Raw genomic sequence first — 22,810 nt, 5'->3', positions numbered from 1 at the left:
GAAATAATAGCTGAGAAAGTAGCCGTGATAAGATGCTTCCTTCGTCAGCATGACAAACGTTTTTACGGCTGTATCTCCTTGCGCAGCGGCTTCAGCTCGAAGTCATCAAATAGCGTTTTGCCCTCAATCATGCTCGTAATCTGGCCGGCTACCTTGAAGAAGGTATCTAGCTGGCCCTGCGGAATCTTGCCGCGCATCTTCTGGTTGAAGTGCCGCACCGTTTGGCGCGAAACCTCCTTCTTTTCCAGCCCCAGGTCGGTCAGGAAGATGCGCACCGAGCGCTTGTCCAGGGTGTCGGCCTGCTTGTAAATGAGGCCCTTTTCCTCCATGCTGCGCAAAATGCGCGTGAGCGAGCGGGTTTCGAGACCCAGCAGGGGCGCTATTTTGGTGGCTGGCGTGCCCAGCTCCTGGTCGATGTTCAGGAGCACGAAGCCAATGCTGGTCGTGATGTCGTAGCGGGCCGCTTGCACATTGTACATGCGCGAAATAGCGTGCCAGGCCACTTTTATATTATAGTCGACGGTTTCTTCGGGTTTCATGCGCGGGCGGGGAAAGTGCGGTAAACTTACGAAGAAATTTATTAGGCTTGCATACTAGTTTGTGATAAAAATAACCGTCATGCAGAGCGTAGCGAAGCATCTCGCGTGGAGCAGTAACTCTTTGTGCAAGGGTTTACTGCTCCACGCGAGATGCTTCGCTACGCTCTGCATGACAATCAGAATCTCTAATGACGTGTAGCCGTGTGCGGCTCGCGCTCGGCGCGGTTGTACAGCTCTTCGATGATATCCTTGTTATTCTCGGTTATCACCTTACGCTTCACCTTCATAGTAGGAGTCATTTCGCCGGTTTCTACCGTCCATAGGTTCGGCAGCAGCACTTCCTTCTTCACCTGCTCCCACTGCGCAAAGCCCTGGTTGTACTTCTTTACTAGGTCGTGGTAGAGCTTTACCACCTTTTCGTCCTTCACTAGGTCTGCGTGCGAGGTAGCTGTGACGCCGTTCTTACCAGCCCACTTTTGTAGTTCGTCGAAGGCCGGGACGATAAGCGCGGCCGGAAACTTGCGGTCGGACCCCACGACCATCATTTGCTCGATGAGCGGGTCTTCTTTCATTTTGTTCTCAATGACTTGCGGGGCAATGTACTTGCCGCCGCTGGTCTTGAACATCTCCTTCTTGCGGTCGGTGATTTTCAGGAAGCGGCCATCCACAAACTCGCCGATGTCGCCGGTGTGAAACCAGCCATCCTTGTCGATGGCCTCTGCCGTGAGCTCGGGCTTGTTGTAGTAGCCCTTCATTACGGAGGCCGACCTGGTCAGAATCTCGCCGTCTTCGGCAATCTTCACTTCCATGTTATCGATGAGCGGGCCCACCGCGCCTATCATGTTGTTCTCGGGCTCGTAGCCGTTCACCGCAATCACGGGCGAGGTTTCGGTGAGGCCGTAGCCCTCCATTACCCTGATTTGGGCGGCCCAGAATACGCGGGCCAGGCGCGGCTGCAAGGCCCCGCCGCCGCTGACGATGCAGCGCAAGTTGCCACCTAGGGCCTCGCGCCACTTATTGAATATAAGCTTGTTGGCGAGCGCCAGTTCGGTATTGTAGATAAAGCCTTGGTTTTTCTGGGTGTCGAATTTCAGCCCTAGGTCGAGCGCCCAGAAGAAAAGCTTGTGCTTGATGCCGGTTTGCTCGTGGCCCTTGGCCACGATTTTGTCATACACCTTTTCGAGCAGGCGCGGCACGGTGGTGAAGATGCTGGGGTGCACCTCGCGCAGGTTGTCGGCGATGCTTTCCATGCTCTCGGCGTAGTAGATGCTCACGCCGTGTATCATGTATAAATACGTCACCATGCGCTCAAAAATGTGGCACAGAGGCAAGAAGCTGAGTGCTTTGTCTTCTTGGCCCACGGGTACGTAGCGGGCCGAGCTGCGGCAGTTGCTGAGCAGGTTGTCGTGGCTGAGCATCACGCCCTTGGGGGCGCCAGTGGTACCGCTGGTGTAGATGAGCGTGAGCAGGTCATCGGGCTGCACGGCGGCCTTCAGCGGCTCTAAGTCGGCAGGGTTGCCTTGCTTGCCTAGCTCTAGCAGTTCATCGAAGTCCCGGGCGCCCGCTACCTTATCGAAAGTGAAAACGTTCTGGGGCGAAATATCGAGGCCGGCAGTAGCTTCTTTTACCTTATTAAATAGCTGCTTGTCGGCTACAAAAACCGCCCGCACGCCCGCATCAGTGAAAATATACTTGTAGTCCTCCACCGTGATGCTCGGGTACATGGGCACGCTGGTACCCCCGATTTGGGCAATGCCGAAGTCGGCGAGCAGCCACTCGGGCCGGTTCATGCTGATAATGGCCACTTTATCGCCCTTTTGCAGCCCTAGGGCCAGTAGGCCCAGGCTTACTAGGTTGGTTTGGTCCTGCACCTGCTGGCTGCTGAGCGGCTGGTACTGGCCGTTGATTTTAGCGGCTAGCGCGTCGGGCTTGGGAAATTTCTCGAGCTGATTGGCTAGGATATCGAAGGAGCGGCGGACGTCCATAAAAGGGGGCGAGAGGCGTGGGAATGCGGGGTTAAAGAAACAAGCTTTTTACCGAAATATTTTCCGGTCTCAGTGCGCCCAATAACTCGGCAGGGCCCGGGCCAAACCAATCTGGCCGGCGCGGAGTGTAAATTTGGCCGCGCCCCGCCGCGCTAACGAATGAATCTGGCTCTATTTTTTGACTCGCTACCCGACGAGCTGACCGCCCCTTCGGCCGCCCCCACCACGGTAGCCGCCTACGCCACGCGCTTTGCTGAGTCCTTCCCCGACTGGCGCAGCGCCGACCTGGCCATCATTGGCCTTGATGAGTGGCGGGGCACAGCCGCCGGCGCGCCCGCCGCGGGCCAGCACGGTGCCAACTGCGTGCGCCAGCGCTTTTACCAGCTGCAGCGCAGCACAGGCCCGTTGCGCCTGGTCGACCTAGGTAACCTGCGCCCCGGCCTTAGCTTGGAAGATACTTACCAGCGCCTGCGCGAAATAGTGCGCGCCTTGCTGGAAGCCAACACCATACCCATCTTGCTGGGCGGCGGCCACGACCTCGACTACGGCCAGTTTCTGGCCTACGAGCCGCCGCACGACGAGCCAGCGCCAGCTATTAATTTTGCCGTGGTCGATTCGCGGCCCGATATGGCGCTGCCCATGCCCGGCACCCCGGCTGAGGACAGCCACCTGCGCCGCCTGCTGCTGCACCATCCCAACTTCGTGTTTAGCTGCGCGCACCTAGGGCACCAGCAGTACCTCACGCCGCCCGACATTCTGGCTGCGTTCGAGAAGCTACACTTCGAAACCATGAGTGTGGGTGAGCTGCGCACCGACCGCCGCCTGGCCGAGCCCGTGCTGCGGCAGGCCAATTTTCTAAGCTTCGATATTGCGGCCATTCGCTGGCAAGACGCGCCGGGCTATTATCCGGCCAGCCCGTTTGGGCTCAGCAACGAGGATGCGGCCCAGCTCTGCTGGTACGCGGGCCACAATGAGCAGCTCACCTCCATCGGCCTCTACGGCTATCGGCCCGACCATGACCCGCACGGCCTGGCGGCAGGTACGCTAGCGGCTATGCTGTGGTACTTCATTGAAGGCTACTATCATCGCAAGCCCGAAACGGGCTTCGGTACGTACCGTTTCCTTACCTACACGCTGGTGCTGCCGGGCAATGGCAAGGGCACGCCGACCGAACTGGTGTTCTATAAATCGCGCCGCTCGGACACCGACAAGTGGTGGATGGAAGTGGAAAGCCTGGCCGATAACTCGGTGAAGCGCATTGTGCCCTGCACCCACCAAGACTACCTGCACGCTGCGCAGGGCGACTTGCCGCAGCGCTGGATTCGGACGCAGGCGCTGTTGGGGTAAGTTTACTTACACCTGTCATGCTGACGAAGGAAGCATCTTGCTAGGTTCGCTTGACTAGCCCTGGCGTGATAAGATGCTCCTTTGTCAGCCTGACAACCGTTGTTTAGCATGACTGACGAAGAAAATATAAAGACCTATACTCGAAGCCAACTGGCCCTGCGCAACGGCCAGGACCGCGACGAAATTTGGGTGGCGTACCAAGGTGTTATTTACGACGTGACGCGCTCGCGGCTGTGGCAGCGTGGCAACCACTACGAGCACTGGGCCGGCCAAGACCTGACCCGCGAACTCGACGAAGACGCGCCGCACATTGCCACGGTATTCGATAAATTTCCAGTTATTGGTCGGCTGAAAAGCTAGCCGTTCGTTTTTACTCTTTCTCGCCGTGACTACTGAAACACCCTCCGAATACAACAACCTCGAAACGCTGTCTACCGCGGCCATTCTGGCCGGTATGAACCAGCTCGACCAAACCGTGCCGCTAGCTGTGCAAAAGGCCCTGCCGCAGCTCGAAAAGCTCATTGAAGCCACTGTGGCGCGGATGCAAGCTGGGGGGCGGCTATTTTACATCGGGGCGGGCACCAGCGGGCGCCTAGGGGTAGTTGATGCGTCGGAGTGTCCGCCCACCTTTGGGGTGCCGGCCGGGCTAGTAGTGGGCATTATGGCCGGGGGCGATGGGGCCATCCGCAAGGCGGTGGAAGGCGCTGAGGATGATGCTAATCAAGCCTGGATTGACTTGCAGCAGTTCGAGGCCAACGAGAAAGACGTGCTGGTGGGCATCGCCGCCTCGGGCCGCACGCCCTACGTGATAGGGGGGCTGCAAGCCGCCCGCGCCGCCGGCCTAGCCACCGGCTGCATCGTGTGCAATGCGGGCTCGGCGGTAGCGGCGGCCTGCGAGTTTCCGGTGGAGGTCGTGACCGGGCCCGAGTTTATCACAGGTAGCACGCGCCTTAAGGCCGGCACGGGCCAAAAGCTGGCGCTCAACATGCTTACCACGGCCACGTTCATCCGCCTAGGTCGGGTGCGCGGCAATAAAATGGTAGACATGCAGCTTAGCAACGTAAAGCTCGTAGACCGCGGCCAGCGCATGCTCATGGACGAACTCAGCATTGCCCAGCCCGAGGCGGCCGAGCTACTACAAAAACATGGCTCGGTGCGGGCGGCGCTGCTGGCAAAACAGGGGTAGGAGCAGTAAGCTAAACCGAACGATTTAGCGCAAATGGCGTTTTTGCACCTAGGCCGGCCCTAGCTCGCCTATTTGCCATGCACACCATCGAGCCCCATTATAACTGGATTGAGCAGTACTCGGCTGCCGAAGACCCGCGCTCGCCGCTCTACGGGGCCGAGTACAGCCTCGACACATACTCCAATACCATCTACGGCTATTACATTCATCCGCAGTGGGATAGTATAGAGTCGGACACACTATTTTTCAAGATTTTGTGGGCCGACTACGACGATGGCATCGCCGTGCTGGAGTTTATCGGCGAATGGAACGATGCTATCGAAAACGACATCATGAGCTTGAAGCGCAACATCCTGGACGTGCTGCTGCACGAGGGCATCAAGCGCTTCGTGCTCATCGGCGAAAACGTGTTCAATTTTCACGGTTCCGACGACAGCTACTACGAGGAGTGGTTTGAGGAAGTGGAAGACGGCTGGATTGCGGGCATCAACTTTCAGGAGCACGTGCGCCGCGAAATGAGCCAGTACAACCTAGACAACTACATCAACTTTGGCGGCGAACTTGACGACCTGCCCTGGCGCACTTACGAGCCCCGCCGCCTAGCCGAGAAGGTGGAAAGCATCTTGCGCCATCGCCTAGGTTGATGCTGAGTTACTAAATCGAAAAAGGCCGCACTACGTCAGTAGAGCGGCCTTTTTCGATTTAGTAGCGGCTGAGGCTACTCTTTAGACTTTGATTTGCGTTTTGACTTGGTAGTCGTGTTATCGCCGTTGTCTGTGTCTTCGGCGCCGGGGGCATCGGTCAACACGCGGCGTTGCTCAGCTACCGAGCCCTTATACACCTGGGGGTCTTTAGCTTGGCGAGCAGCCTGGCGAGCGGCTTTGCGCTCTTTTTTGGTCATGGTGCCCGATGGCGCTGTTTGGCTAGGTGCAGCGGTGGCCGCTTCGGTAGTGGCAAAGGCCAGAGCGGCTAGGAGCAGCAGATTTTTCATGGGAAGCAAGGTGAACTGGTGAAAAAAGAATGGAAGGAAAGCGAGGCTTAAACGAAAGGCAGCAAAAGAGGAATTGAAGTTTTGACGCTTTTTGTTTGATTCTGCGGTAAAGCTAAATGGTATCAACTTCCATTCCAAAAAGCCTAAACCAGGTTATAAGCGCGGCGTGGAGGCTTGTTTAAGGCTGCTAAGCAGTACTATATTGGCAGTGGCAGTTACTGCCTCCTAATGTAGCTGCACCCTGATGGGGCCGGGCTTGCGCCGCAAGGGCGCCAGCAGCTTGGCTACCTGTGGCTGGGCTGCTAGGGTGGCCGCGTCGAGCGCTAGGGGGCGCTGGTTGGTTACATCGGCCTGCAGGTCGCCGAGGGCAGCCCGTTGGATTTCTTGTACTTGCTGCATGCGTTGGAGGTGGTCGGCCATGGTAGGGGGGAGGCCCTTGGTTTGGTCGATGCCTTCGCGCACCACGCGCCAATGGCCCTGCGTAAGAGCCATTTGCTGCGCAAATACGGGCAGATTGGCAGGCGGCGTTTTTGCTTCTTTCAGTAGAAAATCGGTGGAGTAGTGCGCCAGCCAAAAACGGCGGGTGAGGAGCTGGTACCGGCGCATAGAGGCCGGGGCAATGTTGCGCTCGGCAGCAGGCAGCAGAGCCAGCTGTCGCAAAATGGGGCTCTCGGTATCAAACTTGGGAATGGGCGTAGCCTCCGCAGTTTCGAGCTTCAGCGAGTCGGCCGGCGTGGCGGATGCCGCCGATTGCTCGGTAGGAGTGGCGGGCTGGCACTGCCACAGCACTAGGCTGCTGGTAGCCAGCAGCAGGCCGGCCAGGGGCCGGAGCCACCGTTTGGGAGGGCTGGCTGCGCCTGCCGCAAGCCCAGCCTTGGTGGGGGCGCCGGCAGCAGCAGTGGCAGCAAGATGATAGGTGATAAAGCGAGCCATGAGGCGAATGAGGGAGCACTAATTAAGAGTTGCTGCGGCCAAGTTGGCGACAAAAACGGAATACGGCCCAGCCTGAACCAGGCGCGCCGCTGTGCGTACACCTAGGGCAGTTCACTTTTTCGATTTTCTCCCATGCCTACCACCCGCTCCGAGCAAGACCAGGCTACCCAGCCCACGCAGTCTGACCAATACCAACCCGACGGCCGCCAAGAGCCCACCAACCCCGACGCCCTGTACGGCGGCAACGCCGACGACAACTCGGGCAGCGGCGGCAACGCTGGCCCCACTAACCTCGACGCCGTGCCTGCCAATAAAGCAGACGGCACCATTGAGTCGGCTGACCAGAACGAAGGCGCCATCAAGGGCGGTGGCGTGAGCGGCGGCACGGCTAGCAGCGGCAGCAGCATCGGCCAGGTCAACCTAGGGTAATGAGCGCAATGGGTAATGGGAGTAAGCGCCTGTGCCCGGAAATCTCATTCCCCATCCTCCTTTTCTTATTCTAACTTCCCCATCCTCATGGTTACTCCGAATCCTGCCCCCGACGCCGGCCGTCCTTCTGACATTGAAGAAAACAAAGTGCCCAGCACGGGTGGCCCCATCACCAACCAAGACGCTGACCCAGACCCCAACGCCAGCGGCAACCCCGAAACTGTAACCCAGTCGGACCTCGCTGGTAGCGACGGCGCTGGCATCCGCGGCGACTACGGCGACTCGGACCAGACCACCGGCCTCGAAGGCGGCGAGCAGACGCCCGCCGATACCACGCCCGACCGCGCCGACGAAAAACCGACCAACGCCGCCCAAGAGGGCAACAACGCGGTATAGCCGACCTAGGCGATAAGCTACGTAAGAGGCCGCTGCAACTACTGTTGCGGCGGCCTTTTTTGTGCTTGCTTTAGTGAAAAATGGCGCTGATGGAGCCGTTATTTAGCCCATGAAAATTGTTGCTTTAGTAGCTGCCGCGCTGCTACCCCTAGGTGTGCTGGGGCAGGCGCGGCCCACGCCCACCGCTCATGCCCAGCAGGTAGCGGCCTTTCAGCAAAAAATCAATCACGAGTTTAGCGACCCGGCCGAGTCGCCGCTGTCGGCCGCCGAGCGGGCGGCCTTTAAGAGCCTGCCTTTTTACCCGGTAGTCTACCAATACTGCGTGGTGGCCAAACTGGTGCGCGATTCCACGGCCCTGCCATTCGCCATGCCCACCAGCACTAGCCGGCTGCCCATGTACCGCAAGTATGGGGAACTGCGCTTTGAGCTAAACGGCCAACCCCAGCGCCTGACCGTGTACCAAAGTCTTGCCCTAATGCAAAAGCCAGGTTTTGCCGACTACTTGTTTTTGCCCTTCACCGACCTCACCAACGGCCACGGCAGCTACGGCGGCGGGCGCTACATCGACCTGCGCATTCCGCCCGCTGGTACTGCGCTGATTACCCTCGATTTCAACTGCGCCTACAATCCATCGTGCGCCTATAATCACGCCTACTCGTGTCCCATTCCGCCTGCCGAAAACCGCCTGGTAGTACCCATTCCGGCTGGGGTGCAGAGCGACCATTGAGGCAGGCTACCGCGGCGGCCCGCGCGCGCGCGGCGTAACTTGCAGCGTGATTTTTGCTGCCCGCCTGCCGTTGATGCGTTCTTTCTCGTTAGTTTATTGCCTGCTGCTCGTTGTGTTTTCGTGGGCTGGTCCGGGGGCCTTGCGGGCCCAGGCCGCCCTGCCTAGTCCTAGGCTCACGCGAGCGGACGTGCTGCTCGAAACCGCCGAAGTGCCGGCCCCACCCAAGCGCGAGCTGCGCGCCTTCTGGATTGCCACAGTGGCCAATATTGACTGGCCCACCCAGCGCGGCGAATCGCCGGAAGTGTACCGCCGCGAGTACCGCCGCCTGCTCGACGCCGGCCAGCGTGCTGGCCTCAATGCGGTGTTCGTGCAAATTCGGCCCGCGTCGGATGCCTTCTACAAGTCTGATTTAGAGCCCTGGAGCCGGTACCTTACCGGCCGCCAAGGCAAGGCGCCTAGCGAGGGTGACGACCCGCTGCCTTTTCTCATTGCCGAGGCGCACCGGCGCGGCATGGAATTCCACGCCTGGTTCAATCCCTACCGGGCCACCATGGATACTGTGACGCGCTCCTTGGCCCCCAACCACCCGCTGCGCCAGCACCCCGAGTGGTTTATCCGCTACGCCAAGCAGTACCTCTACAACCCCGGCCTGCCCCAGGTGCGCGCTCACATCAAGCGCGTAATACTTGATGTAGTGCGCCGCTACGACATTGATGGCGTCCACTTTGATGATTACTTCTACCCGTACCCCGAGGTGGGCCAGGTCTTTCATGACGAGCAAGCCTTTGCCGAGCAAAACCCCGATAACCTAGGGCTGGCCGATTGGCGCCGCCAGAACGTGAACACGCTCATTCACGACCTGCACGACAGCATAGGGGCGGCTAAGCGCTGGGTGAAATTCGGGATTTCGCCCTTCGGCGTGTGGATGAATAAGAGCGCCCACCCCGACGGCTCAGACACCCGCGCCGGGCAGCCTAGCTACTCCAACCTCTACGCCGATTCGCGGCTGTGGCTGCGCCAAGGCTGGATAGACTACATCGTGCCGCAGCTGTACTGGAGCACCAAGTTTAAGCTGGTGCCCTACGCCACGATGGTGGATTGGTGGGCGCGCAACCGCTTCGACCGCCACCTCTACATCGGCCACGGCATGTACCGCATGCGCGAAAGCACCCGCTCCGATACCGCCTGGCGCAACCCCCGCGAACTGCCCGGCCAGGTGCGCCTCAACCGCAACTACCCCGACGACGTGCAGGGTAGCGTGTATTTCTCAGCTAATTCGCTGCTGAATAACCCACTGCACACCACCGATTCGCTGCGCCTCGACTTGTACCGCGCCCCGGCGTTGGTGCCCACCATGCCCTGGCTTGATAGTTTGGCCCCGCGCCCGGTGCGCGAAATGGTGCTCAACCGCACCCGCGCCGTGGCCACCCTTACCTGGGCGCCCGACCCCGTGCCGGCCGCCGACGGCGACCTAGCCGCCTACTACGTGCTCTACCGCTTCGAGCGCGGCCAGGTCATGTCGCCCGCCGACCCGCGCCACATCCTGGCCGTGGTGCGGCCCACTGGCCTAGGGCAGCCCGCCACCTTTGCCGACACCACAGCCCGCCAAGGCACGGCTTACGCGTACTTCCTCACGGCCGTAGACCGCCTGCACAACGAGAGCGCGCCGCTTCGGGTGTTTTCCGAAGGCAAGCTGCCGGTGGAAGTGCTAGCCGCCGCGCCGCTCAATATGCCGGCCCAGGACCACCGCCCGGTGGCCGTGCGCCCGCCCGCACCCAAGCCCGCTGCCCGTCCGGCTTCGCCAGTAGCCGGTGAAATAGCCCGCGCCGAAGCTGCGAAAGTGAAAGTCAAAACCAAGGAGCCAGTGAAAAAGCGGCGCCGCGGCTTCTTCGCTCGCTTGTTCGGCTTGAAGTAACCTAGGCAGTTACCTTAAATCAAGGACTGTCATGCTGACGAAGGAAGCATCTTATCAAGGTCGAATGCCTCATTGCAGCGCGATAAGATGCTTCCTTCGTCAGCATGACAGTCCTTTTTTAGTTAGTAAGCTACTTTGCAGCTTCTGCGCTCATGTGCGCGCCGCTGCCTATGCCCACTGCTACTCCCGCCGCCCCTAGCCGCCTCATCAGTCTCGACGTCTTTCGCGGACTCACCGTGATGGCGATGACCGTGGTAAACAATCCCGGCGACTGGGGCCACATCTACCCGCCGCTAGAGCACGCCGCCTGGCACGGCTGCACGCCCACCGACCTGGTTTTTCCCTTCTTCCTCTTCATCGTGGGGGTCAGCTTGGTCTATGCCCTGGCCGGCGTAAAGCAGCGCCACGAACCACAAGGGCCCGTGTTGGCGCAGGTGCTACGGCGCGCGGCGGTGTTGTTTGGGCTGGGGCTGCTAACGTCGCTCTATCCGCATTTCGACTTTTCGACGGTGCGGATTTTGGGCGTGTTGCAGCGCATCGGGCTGGTGTATTTGGGGTGCAGCGTGCTGTATTTGAAAACTAGCTGGCGCACGCGCGTAGTGCTGCTGGTTGTCTTTTTGTTCGGCTACGCCGCCCTGCTTCAACTCGTGTCCGTGCCTGGCGTTGGCCCCGCCAACCTAGAGCCTACTACCAACCTAGGTGCCTGGCTCGACCGCCTGGTGCTTACGGAGCCGCACCTCTGGAAGCAGTCGCGCACCTGGGACCCTGAGGGCCTGCTCGGCACGTTGCCCGCCCTAGGTACCGGCCTACTAGGCGGATTAGCAGCGCAGTGGCTGCGGCGCCCCGACCTAGGGGCCCCGGCCAAAGTGCGAGGGCTGCTCGGTGCGGGCGTACTGGTGGCCCTCCTAGGGCTGCTCTGGAATATCTGGTTTCCCATCAACAAAGCCCTTTGGACAAGCTCCTTTGTGCTCTTCACTGGTGGGCTGGCGATGGTGGTACTGGCTAGCTTCTACTGGCTGTGCGACGTGCAAGGCTACCGGCGCTGGGCCACGCCCGCCATCGCGTTTGGGGTCAATGCCATTGCAGTATTTGTGGGGTCGGCGCTTCTCTCGCGCACGTTCGGGATGTTTCACTTAGCTGGGCCCGGCGGCCAGGAAATGGGCCTACAAGAGTGGCTATACCAGAGCGGCATCGCCCCATTTTTTAGCGACCCGCGCAATGCGTCATTAGCCGGCGCAGTGGTATGTTTGCTTATCTGGATGGTCGTGCTGAACTTTTTATACCATCGGCGATGGATATGGAAAGTCTAAGGCTAGCCTAGTAGCAAGCTTGTTGTAGCAGTGTTGCAAAATAAGCTTTGTTACAATTGCATCATAGTTGCATACAAGGCAACTATTTGATAGCTAAGAAATTTTGCCTCAACTTTCAGGCAAGCCGGTCCTTCATTCCGAAGCATTGGCCTGCGCTAGGTCATGAAAATTCTTATCATTGGTGGCGGCAACATGGGTCTTACTTACGCCCGCAGTTTTGTGCGCGCCCACGTTACCTCACGCCTCGATTTGCGATTGCTGGCCCGCTCGCCCGAGCGCGTAGCGGCGCTGGCCGCTCACGAAATTGGTACTGCCTGGGGCCGGCCCGAAGACTGCGTGCCGGGCGTCAATATCATTATTCTGGCCGTGAAGCCGCAGGATTCGGGCGCGCTATTTGAGCAGTTGCGCGGGCTGGTGCAGCCGCAGCAGGTTATCATCAGCATCATGGCGGGGGTGCAGATAAAGACTCTGCGCGAGGCCCTAGGTACCCCCAAAGTGATTCGGGCCATGCCCAACCTACCCGCCCAAATCGGCATGGGTATGACGGCCTTCACCAGCACCGATGAAGTGACCCGCGCCGAACTGGTGCAGGTACAAAACCTGCTCTCAACTACTGGCAAAACGGTGTATGTAGAAGACGAAGCTGCCATCGACGCTAGCACCGCCATCTCGGGCAGCGGCCCGGCCTACGTGTACTACTGTATGGAAGCCCTCATGGCCGCCGCCGCCCAAATGGGCTTTGCGCCCGCCGAGGCCGAGCTGCTGGTCAGCCAAACCTTCCGCGGCGCGGTGGAGCTTTACAGCCAGGCCGGCCTCAGCTGCCAAGACTGGATAGCCCGCGTGTCATCGAAGGGCGGCACCACCGAAGCAGCCATGCGCGCCTTTGGACAAACTGCCGTGCGCGAAGGGCTTATTGCCGGGGCTACCGCCGCCCGCGACCGCGCCGAAGAGCTAGGTAAATAGCCAGCCGAGAAGAGGCAGCCTACCTACAAATACGCCTGTCATGCGGAGCCCCGCGAAGTATCTCTACCAGACCGATAGAGATACTTCGCGGGGCTCCGCATGACAGGCGTTCGTTTTGCTAAAAGCGTGGGTGGGCTACTTTATCTACCCGGTAGAGCCGCGCCCCAAACAACGCGATGAAGGCGTAGCAAATAATAGGCAGGTAATAGGCCGCCGCAATGTCGTGGTTGGCAATTTTCCCCATTAGGTAGGGAAAAACTGCGCCGCCCGCTACCGCCATTACTAAGATGGACGATGCCTGCTGGGTCTGGGGCCCTAGGTCTTTAATACCCAGCGAAAAGATAGTGGGGAACATGATGCTGAAAAAGAAATTAATCAGCAGCAGCGCTATGAACGAGGGCCAGCCCCAGCTTTGGGCCACCACGAGGCACATGAGCACATTAGCCAGAGCGAAGGCAGTTAGCAGCCGACTAGGGGCTATGTAGCGCATGAGGAAGGTGCCTACGAAGCGTCCGCCCATCATCAGCCCCATAAATAGAGAGAAGTAATTGCCGGCTACCTTATCGGTGAAGTGCATTTTTTCGACACCATAGTTAATGAAGAAGGCCCAGGTGCCGCCTTGCGCGGCCACGTTGAGAAACTGCGCTAGCCAAGCCCACCGAAAATGCGCTCGCTGCAACAAGCCCTTAGGTGCGGGCGGCGCGTCGGCAGTGCCTGCGTAGAAGCCGGCTTCGGTGTCGGCGTGGGCATCAGCGGCGTGGGCGTCCTGTAGAGCAGGCACTTTCACGAAGGAAAACGCCACGGCAATAGCCAGAATCACGCTGCCAATAAACAGGTACAGCGTTTTTACCGAAGTGAGGTCGCCGGCCGTGTGGGAGTTTTCGCCGCTAAGAATGAAGTAGCTTCCCAGCAGCGGCCCTATCATTGCCCCGAGGCCGTTGAACGACTGCGCGAAGTTGAGGCGCTGGTCGCTGGTGCGCTGGTCGCCGAGCGCGGCCATAAAGGGGTGCGCTACAGCTTCCAGCGTAGCCAGCCCGCAGGCGAGCACAAACAGCGCGCCGCGGAAGAAGCCAAATGAGCTAGCATTAGCCGCGGGCACAAATAGGAAGGCCCCTAGCGCATACAGCCCTAGGCCCAGTTGCACGCCGCGCTTGTAGCCAAAGCGCTTCATGAACAAGCCGGCCGGAATACCCATCACGGCATACGCCCCAAAGATGGAAAACTGCACCAGCCCCGACTGCGCCTTGCTTACGTTGAGCACGTTTTGGAAGTGCTTATTGAGCACGTCGCCCATCGTGATGGCGATGGCCCAAAGCATGAACAGCGACGAGACAAAAACCAGTGTGGGAATGTATTTCTTCTCTGTAAACGGGGCTTTCGCGGGTGGGCTAACGGTCGCAGTAGGTTGCATAGGTGGGATGAATGGGAGAGGGACTTGTAAAGAAAGGGAAGGCTCCGCATTTGCAGCAGCCTGGCTACTGCGGCCGCACGGCTACGGCAATCTTCGAATCGGCGGTGCCATAATACAGAAACCACTTGGACTTAAAGCGCGCTAACCCTTCCAGAAACACCACTTGGTTGACCTGGCCGGTGGTTTCGTAGGGCTTCTCGGGGCGCATGAAGAAGGTGTCTAGGCGCTGGAGCAGCTTGGTCGGGTCGTCTTTGTCAAACAGGGCCTGGGCAGCCGTGTAAGTGCCTTCGGGCAGCGACTTGTCGCCGATGGCGGGTATGTTGCGGCTATTGTAAATCAGACGAATGCCCTGGTCGGTGAGCATGGCGGGTGGGCCAGATTCTACGAGGTCGCTGTCGAACTTGCCGGCGCGGGTAGGTAGCACCACTTTTAGATTGGGCAGGGTGAGGGCCTGGGCGCGTAGGGGCACGGGGGGCTTCTCGCCGGGCGCCATCTCGACGGGCGTCCAATGAATGAGGTCGTCTGAAGTAGCCAGCCAGATTTGGGCGTCGCCCCAGTACATCCAGTATTTGCCCTTGATTTTGGCGGCCACAATGCGGCCATCGGTCTCGTAGCGCGACACGATGGAGCCTGACTTGCTCCACTTATCTAGGTACTTGCCCCCGAAGGCATTGCCGTATTTGGTCCAGTGGCGTAGGTCGGGCGAGGAGGCTACGTGCAGGCGGGCTAGCTTGCCATCGTAGGCCGTATAGGTCATGTAGTAAGTGCCCTTGTCGTCTTCTACCACCCTAGGGTCCTCGGTGCCACCAGTTTCGTACTTCTTCTGGGCATCGTTGGCGGGGTAGAGCACCGGCTCTGGCTCGCGTTGAAAGTGGATGCCATCGGTGCTGCTGGCCAGGCCCACGCGCGAGGCTTTGCCGAAAGTGGTGATTTTGTTTTCGGCCCGGTACAGCATGTACACCTTGCCATCGCGCACTACTACGGCGGGGTTGAACACGTCTTTTTCTTCCCACAAGACCACCTTTTTCAGAATGGGGTCAGTGAACTTGCCTACGGTGCTGGGCCCCATAATGGGGTTGGCACTGTCGGCTTTGGCAAAGCCTAGCAGCGCCCAGCTAGGGCCAGCGGCGGCCGTTGCCGTAGTATCTGCTGAGGGCGTCATGGTAGATGCGGTGGCCGCGGTATCAGTTTTAGAAGAGCCGTTGCAGCCACCTAGGAGGGCTAGTAGGGCTGTGCCGCCAGCGAGGCAATGGGCGTAGCGAGAGAAATTGCGCATGCAGTTTCGGAGAGTGAAGAGGGTAGGAAAGAGTGGGAGACAGACTGAACTTGTCTGTCCTTGCGAGTGCAGCGAAGCAATCGCACCTGTTAAGCGTCGCCGTTCGGGTGCGATTGCTTCGCTGCGCTCGCAAGGACAAGCTAAAGCGGCTATTTTTCAATAGTATAGATGGACTGCACCTCTGCGTCGGTCAGGGCGCGGTTGTAGAGGCGGATGTCGTCTATCTGACCTTTGAAGAAGGCCGGGCCATAGTAGTCGAAGTAGCCGGTAGCTTGGCCGCCGGTGGGCGTGCTGTTGTAGATGTCCTTAGGCAGCTGCTGGCCAATGCACAGCGGCACGGCCTGCGGGGCAGTCTTAAGCGGGCCCTTCACGTCGGTCCAGGTTTTGACCAGCGCCCCGTTGATGTAAAACTTCATGCTGCCGTCGGTGTACGACGCAGCCACGTGCGTCCATGTATTGATGGGCACGATGCCCGAGTCGGCGTCCTTGTCCGCGATGGTCGACGTAGTGCCCACGGTGAGGAAAGGCTTGCCCGCGCCTTGCAGCTGGAATTTGTAACTCTGCCAGCGGTTTAGCGACACTAGGTAGTTGGCATCATTGCCATCAAAGCGCTTGCACCACAAGCTGATAGTGATGGCTTGTGGATTCAGCGCCGCCTTGTACGGCACCTCGATGTAGGCGCCATTAGTAAACTCATAAGCCTGACCGGCCTGGCCAAAGCGGTCGGCTACCAGCGTAGGCAGCGTGCCGCCATCGCCGGGCGCGGTGCCGGGGCCGGTGGGGCCCGATTTCAGAGTGCCGTTATTAGCATTAGGCGTGGCGTCGTTGGCATTGCCCTCAAACTTCCACTGCGCCACTAGGTTGGCTACCGACACTTCCTGCACCAGGGCCGACTTGAAGGCCGCCACGGCCCGCCGCAGGTTGGCGGTGGTCGCGTTCACGGCGGCTTGGTTGTAGCTAGGGTCGTTTTTGGTGACGGTGGATAGGTCCAGGGCCGTTTTGAGGGCGGCCTTGGCGCCCGGCGCGTAGTTACCGGGCTTGTTACCCTCCACGGCGGCATTGTAGCCGACGGTCACGGAGTCAATGAGGGCCGTGAGTTTGGTTTTATCCACGGGGCCCACGGGAGCAGTGTCGTCGTTGTCTTTCGAGCACGACGAGGCAAACGTCAGCGCCCCGAGCAGCCCAGACAGCACTAACACGTAAAATTTAGAGCTTTTCATAACCTAGCGAAGAGTTGGGTGGGAAGGAAAGGCGGCTACAAGCCCTTGTTGGTGTCGCGCTCGCTCTGCGGGATGGGGTAGAAGCGGTTGCGGCTGTAGTTGAAGTTGGGCCGGTCGGCCAGCGCCTGCTGGGCGTAGGCCTGCCCGTAGCGCGTGATGTCGAAAAACCGCTGAAACTCCAGCGCCAGCTCCGAGCGGCGCTCGCGCCGGATGGCGTCGCGCAGCAGGCTTTGGTCGGTGGTAGTCACATCGGGCAGCAGGCCGCTGGGCACCGTGCCCGAGTTGGGCAGCGAGGTGTCGTAGAGGTAGCTCTCGCGGGCACGCTTGCGCACTTGGTTTAGCGCCTTCAGCGCGTTGGCGCTGTTGCCAGCTTCGTTAGACGCCTCGGCATCAATGAGCAGCACGTCGGCGTAACGAATGGCCTGGAAGTTCAGGTTGCCATCGCCCTTGATGGTAGTGGGTATCTCGGTCAGCGGCTGCAAGTGCTTTTTCGACACGTAGCCCGTGCCGCTCCAAGTAGGGTCGAAGGGCACACCGAAAAACGACTGCCCACTGCGGCCCACCGAATAATCGAGCCTAGGGTCTACGACGCCGGCCGAGGTGCGCTCAAAGTTGTCGACGAGGCTCTGGGTGGGCCAGAAAAACCCGTAGCCATTCTGCGGGCGCGGGGCAAACCACTGGTTGAGGTTGTTGCCCTGGTTGGGGCTGAGGCCCGAAGTGTGCTGCACCGAGAAAATGGCCTCCGGGTTGTTCTTGGTCGTCGCCCGGAAATTGTCGGCAAACACTGGCAGCAGGCTATAGGTACCTAGGGCCTCCACGGCCTGGGCGGTTTGAGCCGCCAGGGTCCATTTCTGCTCGTAGAGATAGGTTTTGGCGAGCAGCGCCATGGCGGCGCCCTTGGTAGCGCGGCCCACGTCGGTGCCGGTCCAGGTGGCGGGCAGCGCGGCCATGGCGGCCTGGCAGTCTAGCTCTACCTGCGCAAAAATCTGGGCCTGGGGCACGGCCGGGCTTTGCAGCTCGGCGGGCGTTTCCACCTTCAGGCGCAGTGGCACGTTGCCGTAAATGGCCGCCAACTGAAAGTAGTAATACGCCCGCAGAAACTGCGCCTGCCCCGTCACCTGCTGCCGCACGGCGGCGCTCACGCTGGCATTGTCGGCGGGCAGGCCGTCGAGCACCACGTTGCACTTCAGGATGCCGTCGTAGTAGCGCCGCCACTGGGCCTCCACGGCCGAGTTAATGGGCGTGATGTTGAAAATATCAATGTTTTCGAAGTCGGCTTGGTCGCCAGGATTACTGCCCTTCACGGCGTCGTCGGAGGCCACATCACCGAGCACCCACAGCGCGTTCGACGATGCGTCGCGGAACGACAGTGGCACGTAGGCCGCGTTCACGGCCAGGATGGCATTGGTGTCTGACGTGAAAAACTGGCCGGCTTCATACTGCCCTAGCACGGGCTGGTCCAGGAAAGTTTTGCAGCTGGCGGTGCCGAGCAGCAGGCCCCCCAGTAGGAGGGCGGCGGGTGGGATTTTCATGATAGATAGCGCGCGAAAAGGTTAGAAGCCAGCGTTGATGCCCACCGTGAAGGTGCGCGCCGAGGGGTAGGTGCCGAAGTCGATGCCGGTGGCTCGCACGCCATCGCCGAGCGAGTTGCTGTTGGTGCCCTGCTCGGGGTCGAGGCCGGTGTACTTGGTGAAGGTGAGCAGGTTTTGCACGCTGGCGTAGATGCGCACCGACGAAATGCGCACCGCGCTCAGCAGCTTCTCATTGAAGGTGTAGCCGAGCTGCACGTTCTTGAGGCGCAGGTAGGAGCCATCCTCCAAGAAGCGGTCGGAGGGCTGCTTGTTGTTGGAAGCGCCGGTCCACGACAGGCGCGGAAACTGGTTGGTGCTGCCGGGGCCGGTCCAGTAGTTGGTGGCCGCCCGCTCGGTGAGGTTGAAGGCGCGGTAAAAGCCCTCGATGTCCGTGTTGACCTGGTTATAGAGCTTGTTGCCCTGCACGCCCTGAAAGAACACACTCAGGTCGATGTTCTTAAAGCTCACGTTGCCGGTCAGGCCGTAGGTCAGCTTCGGAATGGGGCTGCCCACGAAGGTGCGGTCGTAGCCATCAATCACGCCATCGGGCACCCCATCGGGGCCGCTTAGGTCCTGAAATTTCACGTCGCCCGGCTGAATGCCCGGCCCCTGGTAGGCGTGCGTAAACACCTCCTGCGCGGTCTGAAAAATACCCTCCGTTTTCAGCAAGTAAAACGCTCCAATCGGCTGGCCCACTGTAGTCAGCGTGGCGTAGTAGTTGTTGTCGATGCGGCCGCCCACGATGGGCGTGGCCGTACCTAGGGACTGCACTTCGTTGCGTAGCGTGGCCAGGTTGCCGTTCAGGCCGTAGCTCCAGTCCTTGCCGATGGTGTTGCGGTAGCTCAGCTCCAGCTCAAAACCTCGGTTCTGAATCTTGCCGGCGTTCACGGCCGGGTTGCCGCCGTTGCCGGCGCTGCTGGGCTGCGGCAAAAACAGCAGCACATCCGAGGTATTCTTGATAAAGTAGTCGGCCGAGATTTGCAGCGCGCCCTTCAGCAGCCCTAGGTCGAGGCCGAAGTTGGTTTGGGTGCTGGTCTCCCACTTGATGTCCGGGTTGCCCTTGGTCACCACGCTCAGCGCCTGCGTCGATACGCCCCCAAACGGGTAATAGCCCGTGTTGCCCACCAGCGAGGCGTAGGGGTAGTTGCCGATGGCCGAGTTGCCGAGCTGCCCTAGGCTCACCCGCGCTTTCAGTAGCGAAATGGCTTCTAGGTTGCTCATAAAGGCTTCGCGTGCTAGGTTCCAGCCCACCGAGCCGGAGTAGAAATTCTGGGTGCGCCGGCCCGGCGAAAGCTGCGACGAGCCATCGCGCCGGAAGTTGACGGTAGCTAGGTACCGCCCGTCGTAGTCATACGTCAGCCGGCCAAAGCCCGAAAGCAGCGCCGAGTGCGCCTCGCCGCCCCCATTCTGCTGAATGCCCGTGCCATTGTCGAGGTACTGGAATGTGGGCGACTGGTCGACGTACCCGCGCCGCGAGGCCGAAATGCCCCGCGAATTATTCTTAATGGCCTCGGTGCCCAGCAAAAAGGCAAATGTGCTCTTGCCCACAGATAGGTCGTAAACAGCCGTGTTAGTCCAGTTGAAATTGAATTCGTTGGTATTGGACTGCGCCAATGAGGCCGGTGAGTTGAACGAGCGGTCGATGCCGTAGGTCTTAAAAAACTGCTTGTAATCGGTGATGCGAAACGTGATGCCGTAGTCAGACCGGATGCGCAAATGCGCCACCGGCGTCACCTCTATATAAGCGTTGCCGAGCACCGAGTAAGCGTTGAAATTGCGGTCGGCCGCGTCGGCCAGCGCCACCGGGTTGATACCGTCACCTAGGAAGGCCGAGGCCGGCTGCCCGCCCGCCGTAGGCAAGTCCACAAACTGCCCTAGGTCGTTGTAGACCGGTGTGCCCGGCGTGCGAAACAGCGCAAAGCGTACCACGCTGGCTCCCGGATTGCCATCACCAAACCCGTCGCCGGAAGTGCCCACTTGCCGGGTTTTGCTGTACGAGAGGTTGGCGTTGGTGCCGATTTTTACATACTTCGACAGCGAGCTGCTCACGGCTGTGCGCAGGTTGTAGCGGTCGTAGGATGAGTTATTTATCAAGCCATCCTGCGTCAGGTAGCTGCCCGACACGATGTACTGCGAGTTTTCGCCGCCGCCGCTCACGTCGAGCTGCACGTTGTGCTGCCAGGCTGGTTTCAGTACTTCCTTCAGCCAGTTTACATCGGGCAGCGTGGCGGCTACCGCCGCCGGAATCTGGGTGCGGCCATCGTTCTGGGCGGCCACGTTGTAGGCGTTCACGTACTGCGGCGTGTTAGCCATTTTGATGAGGTTAACCGCCGTTTGCACGCCGCTGTAGGCGCTCACACTCAGCCGCGGCTTGCCCGATTTGCCGCGCTTGGTCGTCACCACCACCACGCCATTCGAGGCCCGCGCCCCGTAGATGGCTGCCGACGATGCATCCTTTAGAATGTTGATGCTCTCAATATCATTGGGCGAAATCTGGTTGATGCCGTCCTTAGTCGGCACACCATCAATTATATAAAGCGGGTTGTTGTCATTTATAGTGCCCACCCCCCGGATGCGCACCGCGATGTTCTCTCCCGGCGCCCCAGTGGCCGCCGTAATGGCCACGCCCGCCGCCTTGCCCTGCAAAATCTGCGCGGGCGTCGTCACCGGCAGGCCGCTGATGTCGCGCTGGCTCACCTGCGCCACGGCCCCAGTGAGGTCGGCCTTGCGCTCGGTAGTGTAACCTAGGACGACTACGTCACCTAGGGCCTGCACATCGTTGGCCAGCACCACGTTTAGCTGCGTGCGCCCTTGCAGCGGCAGCTCTTGCGTCACGAAACCGATGGCCGACACTACCAGCGTGCCATTGGTATCGGGCAAAGTGAGCGAAAAATTGCCGTTGGCATCGGTGGTCGTGCCGTTGGTAGTGCCCTTCACTAGCACCGTCACGCCGGGCACGGCCGCCCCGTCGGGGCCAGTTACGCGGCCGGTTACGGGTACGGCGGTGGGGGAGAGGGTAGCATCCGGGGCGGCATTGGGGCCGCTGGTGGTCGAGCTCGTCTGAGCCTCAGGACCGGGCAATTTGGGCTGCGAAATGACGTACACGTTGTGGTCCGTCTTCTCCACCCGCAGGCCGCTGGCCGTCACGGCGTAGGTCAGCTTTTCCTCCCAGGTGCGAAAGGTGCGGGCTTCCACATTCACGAACTTGTTCTTAACCAGCTCGCTGCGGTACATAAAAAAGACGTGGTGCGTCTTCTTCAGCTCCTGCAAAATGCTTTCGAGCGAGGTGCCACGCTCGGCGGCTCGCGCCGCGCCAGCCGTGACATCCTGCGTGGGCCGCAGCATGGCCACGACGGGGCTTTGCGCCCGTGCCACGTGCAGCCCCCCGGCAAACAAAAGGGGCAGCAGCTTAATCGATGGGGTATAATGAACCATGGGTGGGAATGGAAAAGAGGGTGAGAAACGGCGAAAAGGCAGGCGAAAATCAGTCGAACCGCACGTGGGTGCCCGTGCGGTGCACACTCGTATCTAGTGACTTAGCGAGCGTGGCCAGCAGCACGTCTAGGTCCTGACTAGGCACCGAGCCGCTAAGCTTTTGCTGGCGCAAAGCGGGGTTGCCCAGCGTGATGTGCAACCCATAAGTGTCTTCGAGCAGGGCAATGACCTCCGAGGCCGGCGTGTCGGCAAAGTCTAGGTGCCCGCTAGTCCAGCCTGCATACAGCGCGGCATCGACAGGGCGCTTGGCCAGCGGCGCGGCCGCCGCCGCTGGGCGCAGCTCGGCCAACTCACCGGGCTTGAGCAGCAGCGTTTCAGTGCCGCCGGGCCGCACGTGCCGCAGTTGCACCTGCCCCGTTTGCAGCACGACCTTGGCCCGGCCCGGCCGGTTCAGCACGTCGAACTGCGTGCCGAGTACCGCCACATCGAGCGGCCCGGCGTGCACCGTAAACTTTACATTGGCCGGGGCAGCAGCCACCGCCATGAGTTGCGCCGGTGCCGTGTGGCGCACCCGGAAAAAAGCTTCGCCCGCCAGCCATACTTCGCGGGCGTGGCCCGGCTGCCAGGTAGTGGCCAGCTTCAGTACTGAGTTGGCATTCAGCATCACGCGGGAGCCATCGGGTAGCGTCAGTTCGCGGCGCTCGCCCGCTTTGGTGGCGTAGCTGGTCCAGGCTGGGGTGGGGGCCACGGCGGCGCGCTGCCACAGCCCGAGGCCCGCAAAACCCAACGCCAAGGCACCTAGGGCGGCCCCCGCCCAGCGGCGGGCTCGTTGGCCCACGCGCAGCATAGGCTGTGGTTGAGGTGCGGGAGCGGCATGCATGGCCTGCCACAGCTTTGCGGCTTCAGTTTGCTTTAGCGAGTGGGGTAGGCGGGGCGACTGGCCGGTGGCTAGCAGTTGCAGCAGCGCCGCGGCCTCGTCAAATTCGGTCTGCTTGGCAGGGTGCTCGGCTACCCAGGCGCGCCAAAACTGGCCAGCCGCCGGGTCGTGGCCAATCACGAAGGATTGAAACGACTCGTCAGCCAAAAAATCATCAGTCGAGTAGTCGTTGTAGGGCATAAGCAGTGGGCTAAACGGGCTAGCAGCAGGGTGCCGCTGCGGGCTCCTAGGTAGTCTAG

General features: G+C 60.4%; 20 protein-coding genes. 10 read left to right on the top strand and 10 right to left on the bottom strand.

The window, feature by feature from the left end; translation table 11 throughout:
- Positions 1–62 precede the first annotated feature (62 nt).
- Together JAO77_RS16610 and JAO77_RS16605 are read right to left on the bottom strand one after the other, a co-directional pair.
- Positions 63–539 carry a MarR family winged helix-turn-helix transcriptional regulator gene (locus JAO77_RS16610; protein WP_198991531.1) on the bottom strand — a complete coding sequence of 159 codons (477 nt, stop codon included), beginning with the start codon at positions 537–539 and terminating at the stop codon, positions 63–65.
- Positions 540–724: 185 nt separating this feature from the next.
- A complete protein-coding gene (locus JAO77_RS16605; protein WP_198991530.1) occupies positions 725–2,524 on the bottom strand; it encodes an AMP-dependent synthetase/ligase in 1,800 nt (599 codons plus the stop codon).
- A gap of 159 nt (positions 2,525–2,683) precedes the next feature.
- Between JAO77_RS16605 and JAO77_RS16600 the strand changes: the two genes are divergently transcribed.
- From JAO77_RS16600 to JAO77_RS16585, 4 genes are all read left to right on the top strand, one after another.
- Entirely contained in the window at positions 2,684–3,871 is a 1,188-nt protein-coding gene (locus JAO77_RS16600; RefSeq protein ID WP_198991529.1) for a formimidoylglutamase, read from the top strand.
- Positions 3,872–3,979: 108 nt separating this feature from the next.
- Positions 3,980–4,231 carry a cytochrome b5 domain-containing protein gene (locus tag JAO77_RS16595; RefSeq protein ID WP_198991527.1) on the top strand — a complete coding sequence of 84 codons (252 nt, stop codon included), beginning with the start codon at positions 3,980–3,982 and terminating at the stop codon, positions 4,229–4,231.
- A gap of 25 nt (positions 4,232–4,256) precedes the next feature.
- Positions 4,257–5,057, top strand: coding sequence for an N-acetylmuramic acid 6-phosphate etherase (murQ, locus tag JAO77_RS16590; protein ID WP_198991525.1), 801 nt, complete (start codon positions 4,257–4,259; stop codon positions 5,055–5,057).
- Between the two features lie 77 nt (positions 5,058–5,134).
- Positions 5,135–5,701 carry a hypothetical protein gene (locus tag JAO77_RS16585; RefSeq protein ID WP_198991523.1) on the top strand — a complete coding sequence of 189 codons (567 nt, stop codon included), beginning with the start codon at positions 5,135–5,137 and terminating at the stop codon, positions 5,699–5,701.
- 74 nt (positions 5,702–5,775) lie between these two features.
- Here JAO77_RS16585 and JAO77_RS16580 read toward each other — a convergent pair whose 3' ends face one another.
- Together JAO77_RS16580 and JAO77_RS16575 are read right to left on the bottom strand one after the other, a co-directional pair.
- Entirely contained in the window at positions 5,776–6,048 is a 273-nt protein-coding gene (locus JAO77_RS16580; protein WP_198991521.1) for a hypothetical protein, read from the bottom strand.
- 225 nt (positions 6,049–6,273) lie between these two features.
- Positions 6,274–6,981, bottom strand: a complete 708-nt coding sequence (locus tag JAO77_RS16575; RefSeq protein WP_198991520.1) for a hypothetical protein — start codon at positions 6,979–6,981, stop codon at positions 6,274–6,276.
- A gap of 132 nt (positions 6,982–7,113) precedes the next feature.
- Here JAO77_RS16575 and JAO77_RS16570 point away from each other — a divergent pair, with 132 nt between their 5' ends.
- From JAO77_RS16570 to proC, 6 genes are all read left to right on the top strand, one after another.
- A complete protein-coding gene (locus JAO77_RS16570) occupies positions 7,114–7,410 on the top strand; it encodes a hypothetical protein (RefSeq protein WP_198991518.1) in 297 nt (98 codons plus the stop codon).
- A gap of 87 nt (positions 7,411–7,497) precedes the next feature.
- Positions 7,498–7,806, top strand: coding sequence for a hypothetical protein (locus tag JAO77_RS16565; protein WP_198991516.1), 309 nt, complete (start codon positions 7,498–7,500; stop codon positions 7,804–7,806).
- 109 nt (positions 7,807–7,915) lie between these two features.
- Positions 7,916–8,533 (top strand): DUF1684 domain-containing protein, encoded by a 618-nt coding sequence (locus tag JAO77_RS16560; RefSeq protein ID WP_198991514.1) that lies wholly within the window; start codon positions 7,916–7,918, stop codon positions 8,531–8,533.
- Between the two features lie 73 nt (positions 8,534–8,606).
- Positions 8,607–10,448 (top strand): glycoside hydrolase family 10-like protein, encoded by a 1,842-nt coding sequence (locus JAO77_RS16555; protein ID WP_198991513.1) that lies wholly within the window; start codon positions 8,607–8,609, stop codon positions 10,446–10,448.
- Between the two features lie 170 nt (positions 10,449–10,618).
- Positions 10,619–11,758, top strand: coding sequence for an acyltransferase family protein (locus JAO77_RS16550; RefSeq protein WP_235998478.1), 1,140 nt, complete (start codon positions 10,619–10,621; stop codon positions 11,756–11,758).
- Positions 11,759–11,920: 162 nt separating this feature from the next.
- Positions 11,921–12,721, top strand: a complete 801-nt coding sequence (gene proC, locus JAO77_RS16545) for a pyrroline-5-carboxylate reductase (protein WP_198991511.1) — start codon at positions 11,921–11,923, stop codon at positions 12,719–12,721.
- A gap of 118 nt (positions 12,722–12,839) precedes the next feature.
- On the opposite strand, the gene fucP is transcribed toward proC, so the two are convergent.
- The 6 genes from fucP to JAO77_RS16515 all read right to left on the bottom strand — a co-directional run bounded on the left by fucP (position 12,840) and on the right by JAO77_RS16515 (position 22,751).
- Positions 12,840–14,132 (bottom strand): L-fucose:H+ symporter permease, encoded by a 1,293-nt coding sequence (gene fucP / locus JAO77_RS16540; protein ID WP_198991510.1) that lies wholly within the window; start codon positions 14,130–14,132, stop codon positions 12,840–12,842.
- Between the two features lie 64 nt (positions 14,133–14,196).
- Entirely contained in the window at positions 14,197–15,408 is a 1,212-nt protein-coding gene (locus tag JAO77_RS16535) for a glycoside hydrolase family 130 protein (RefSeq protein ID WP_235998477.1), read from the bottom strand.
- A gap of 149 nt (positions 15,409–15,557) precedes the next feature.
- Complete coding sequence (locus tag JAO77_RS16530; protein ID WP_198991509.1) at positions 15,558–16,628, bottom strand: LamG domain-containing protein; 1,071 nt, start codon at positions 16,626–16,628, stop codon at positions 15,558–15,560.
- Positions 16,629–16,663: 35 nt separating this feature from the next.
- Positions 16,664–18,160 carry a RagB/SusD family nutrient uptake outer membrane protein gene (locus JAO77_RS16525; protein WP_198991508.1) on the bottom strand — a complete coding sequence of 499 codons (1,497 nt, stop codon included), beginning with the start codon at positions 18,158–18,160 and terminating at the stop codon, positions 16,664–16,666.
- A 21-nt stretch (positions 18,161–18,181) separates the two neighbouring features.
- Complete coding sequence (locus tag JAO77_RS16520) at positions 18,182–21,634, bottom strand: SusC/RagA family TonB-linked outer membrane protein (protein ID WP_198991507.1); 3,453 nt, start codon at positions 21,632–21,634, stop codon at positions 18,182–18,184.
- A gap of 49 nt (positions 21,635–21,683) precedes the next feature.
- Entirely contained in the window at positions 21,684–22,751 is a 1,068-nt protein-coding gene (locus tag JAO77_RS16515; RefSeq protein ID WP_198991505.1) for a FecR family protein, read from the bottom strand.
- Between the last annotated feature and the right edge of the window lie 59 nt (positions 22,752–22,810).

Source organism: Hymenobacter sp. BT559 (genome assembly GCF_016427535.1).
In the GTDB taxonomy this organism is placed as follows: Bacteria; Bacteroidota; Bacteroidia; order Cytophagales; family Hymenobacteraceae; genus Hymenobacter.
This window is presented reverse-complemented; position numbering and strand designations above follow the sequence as displayed.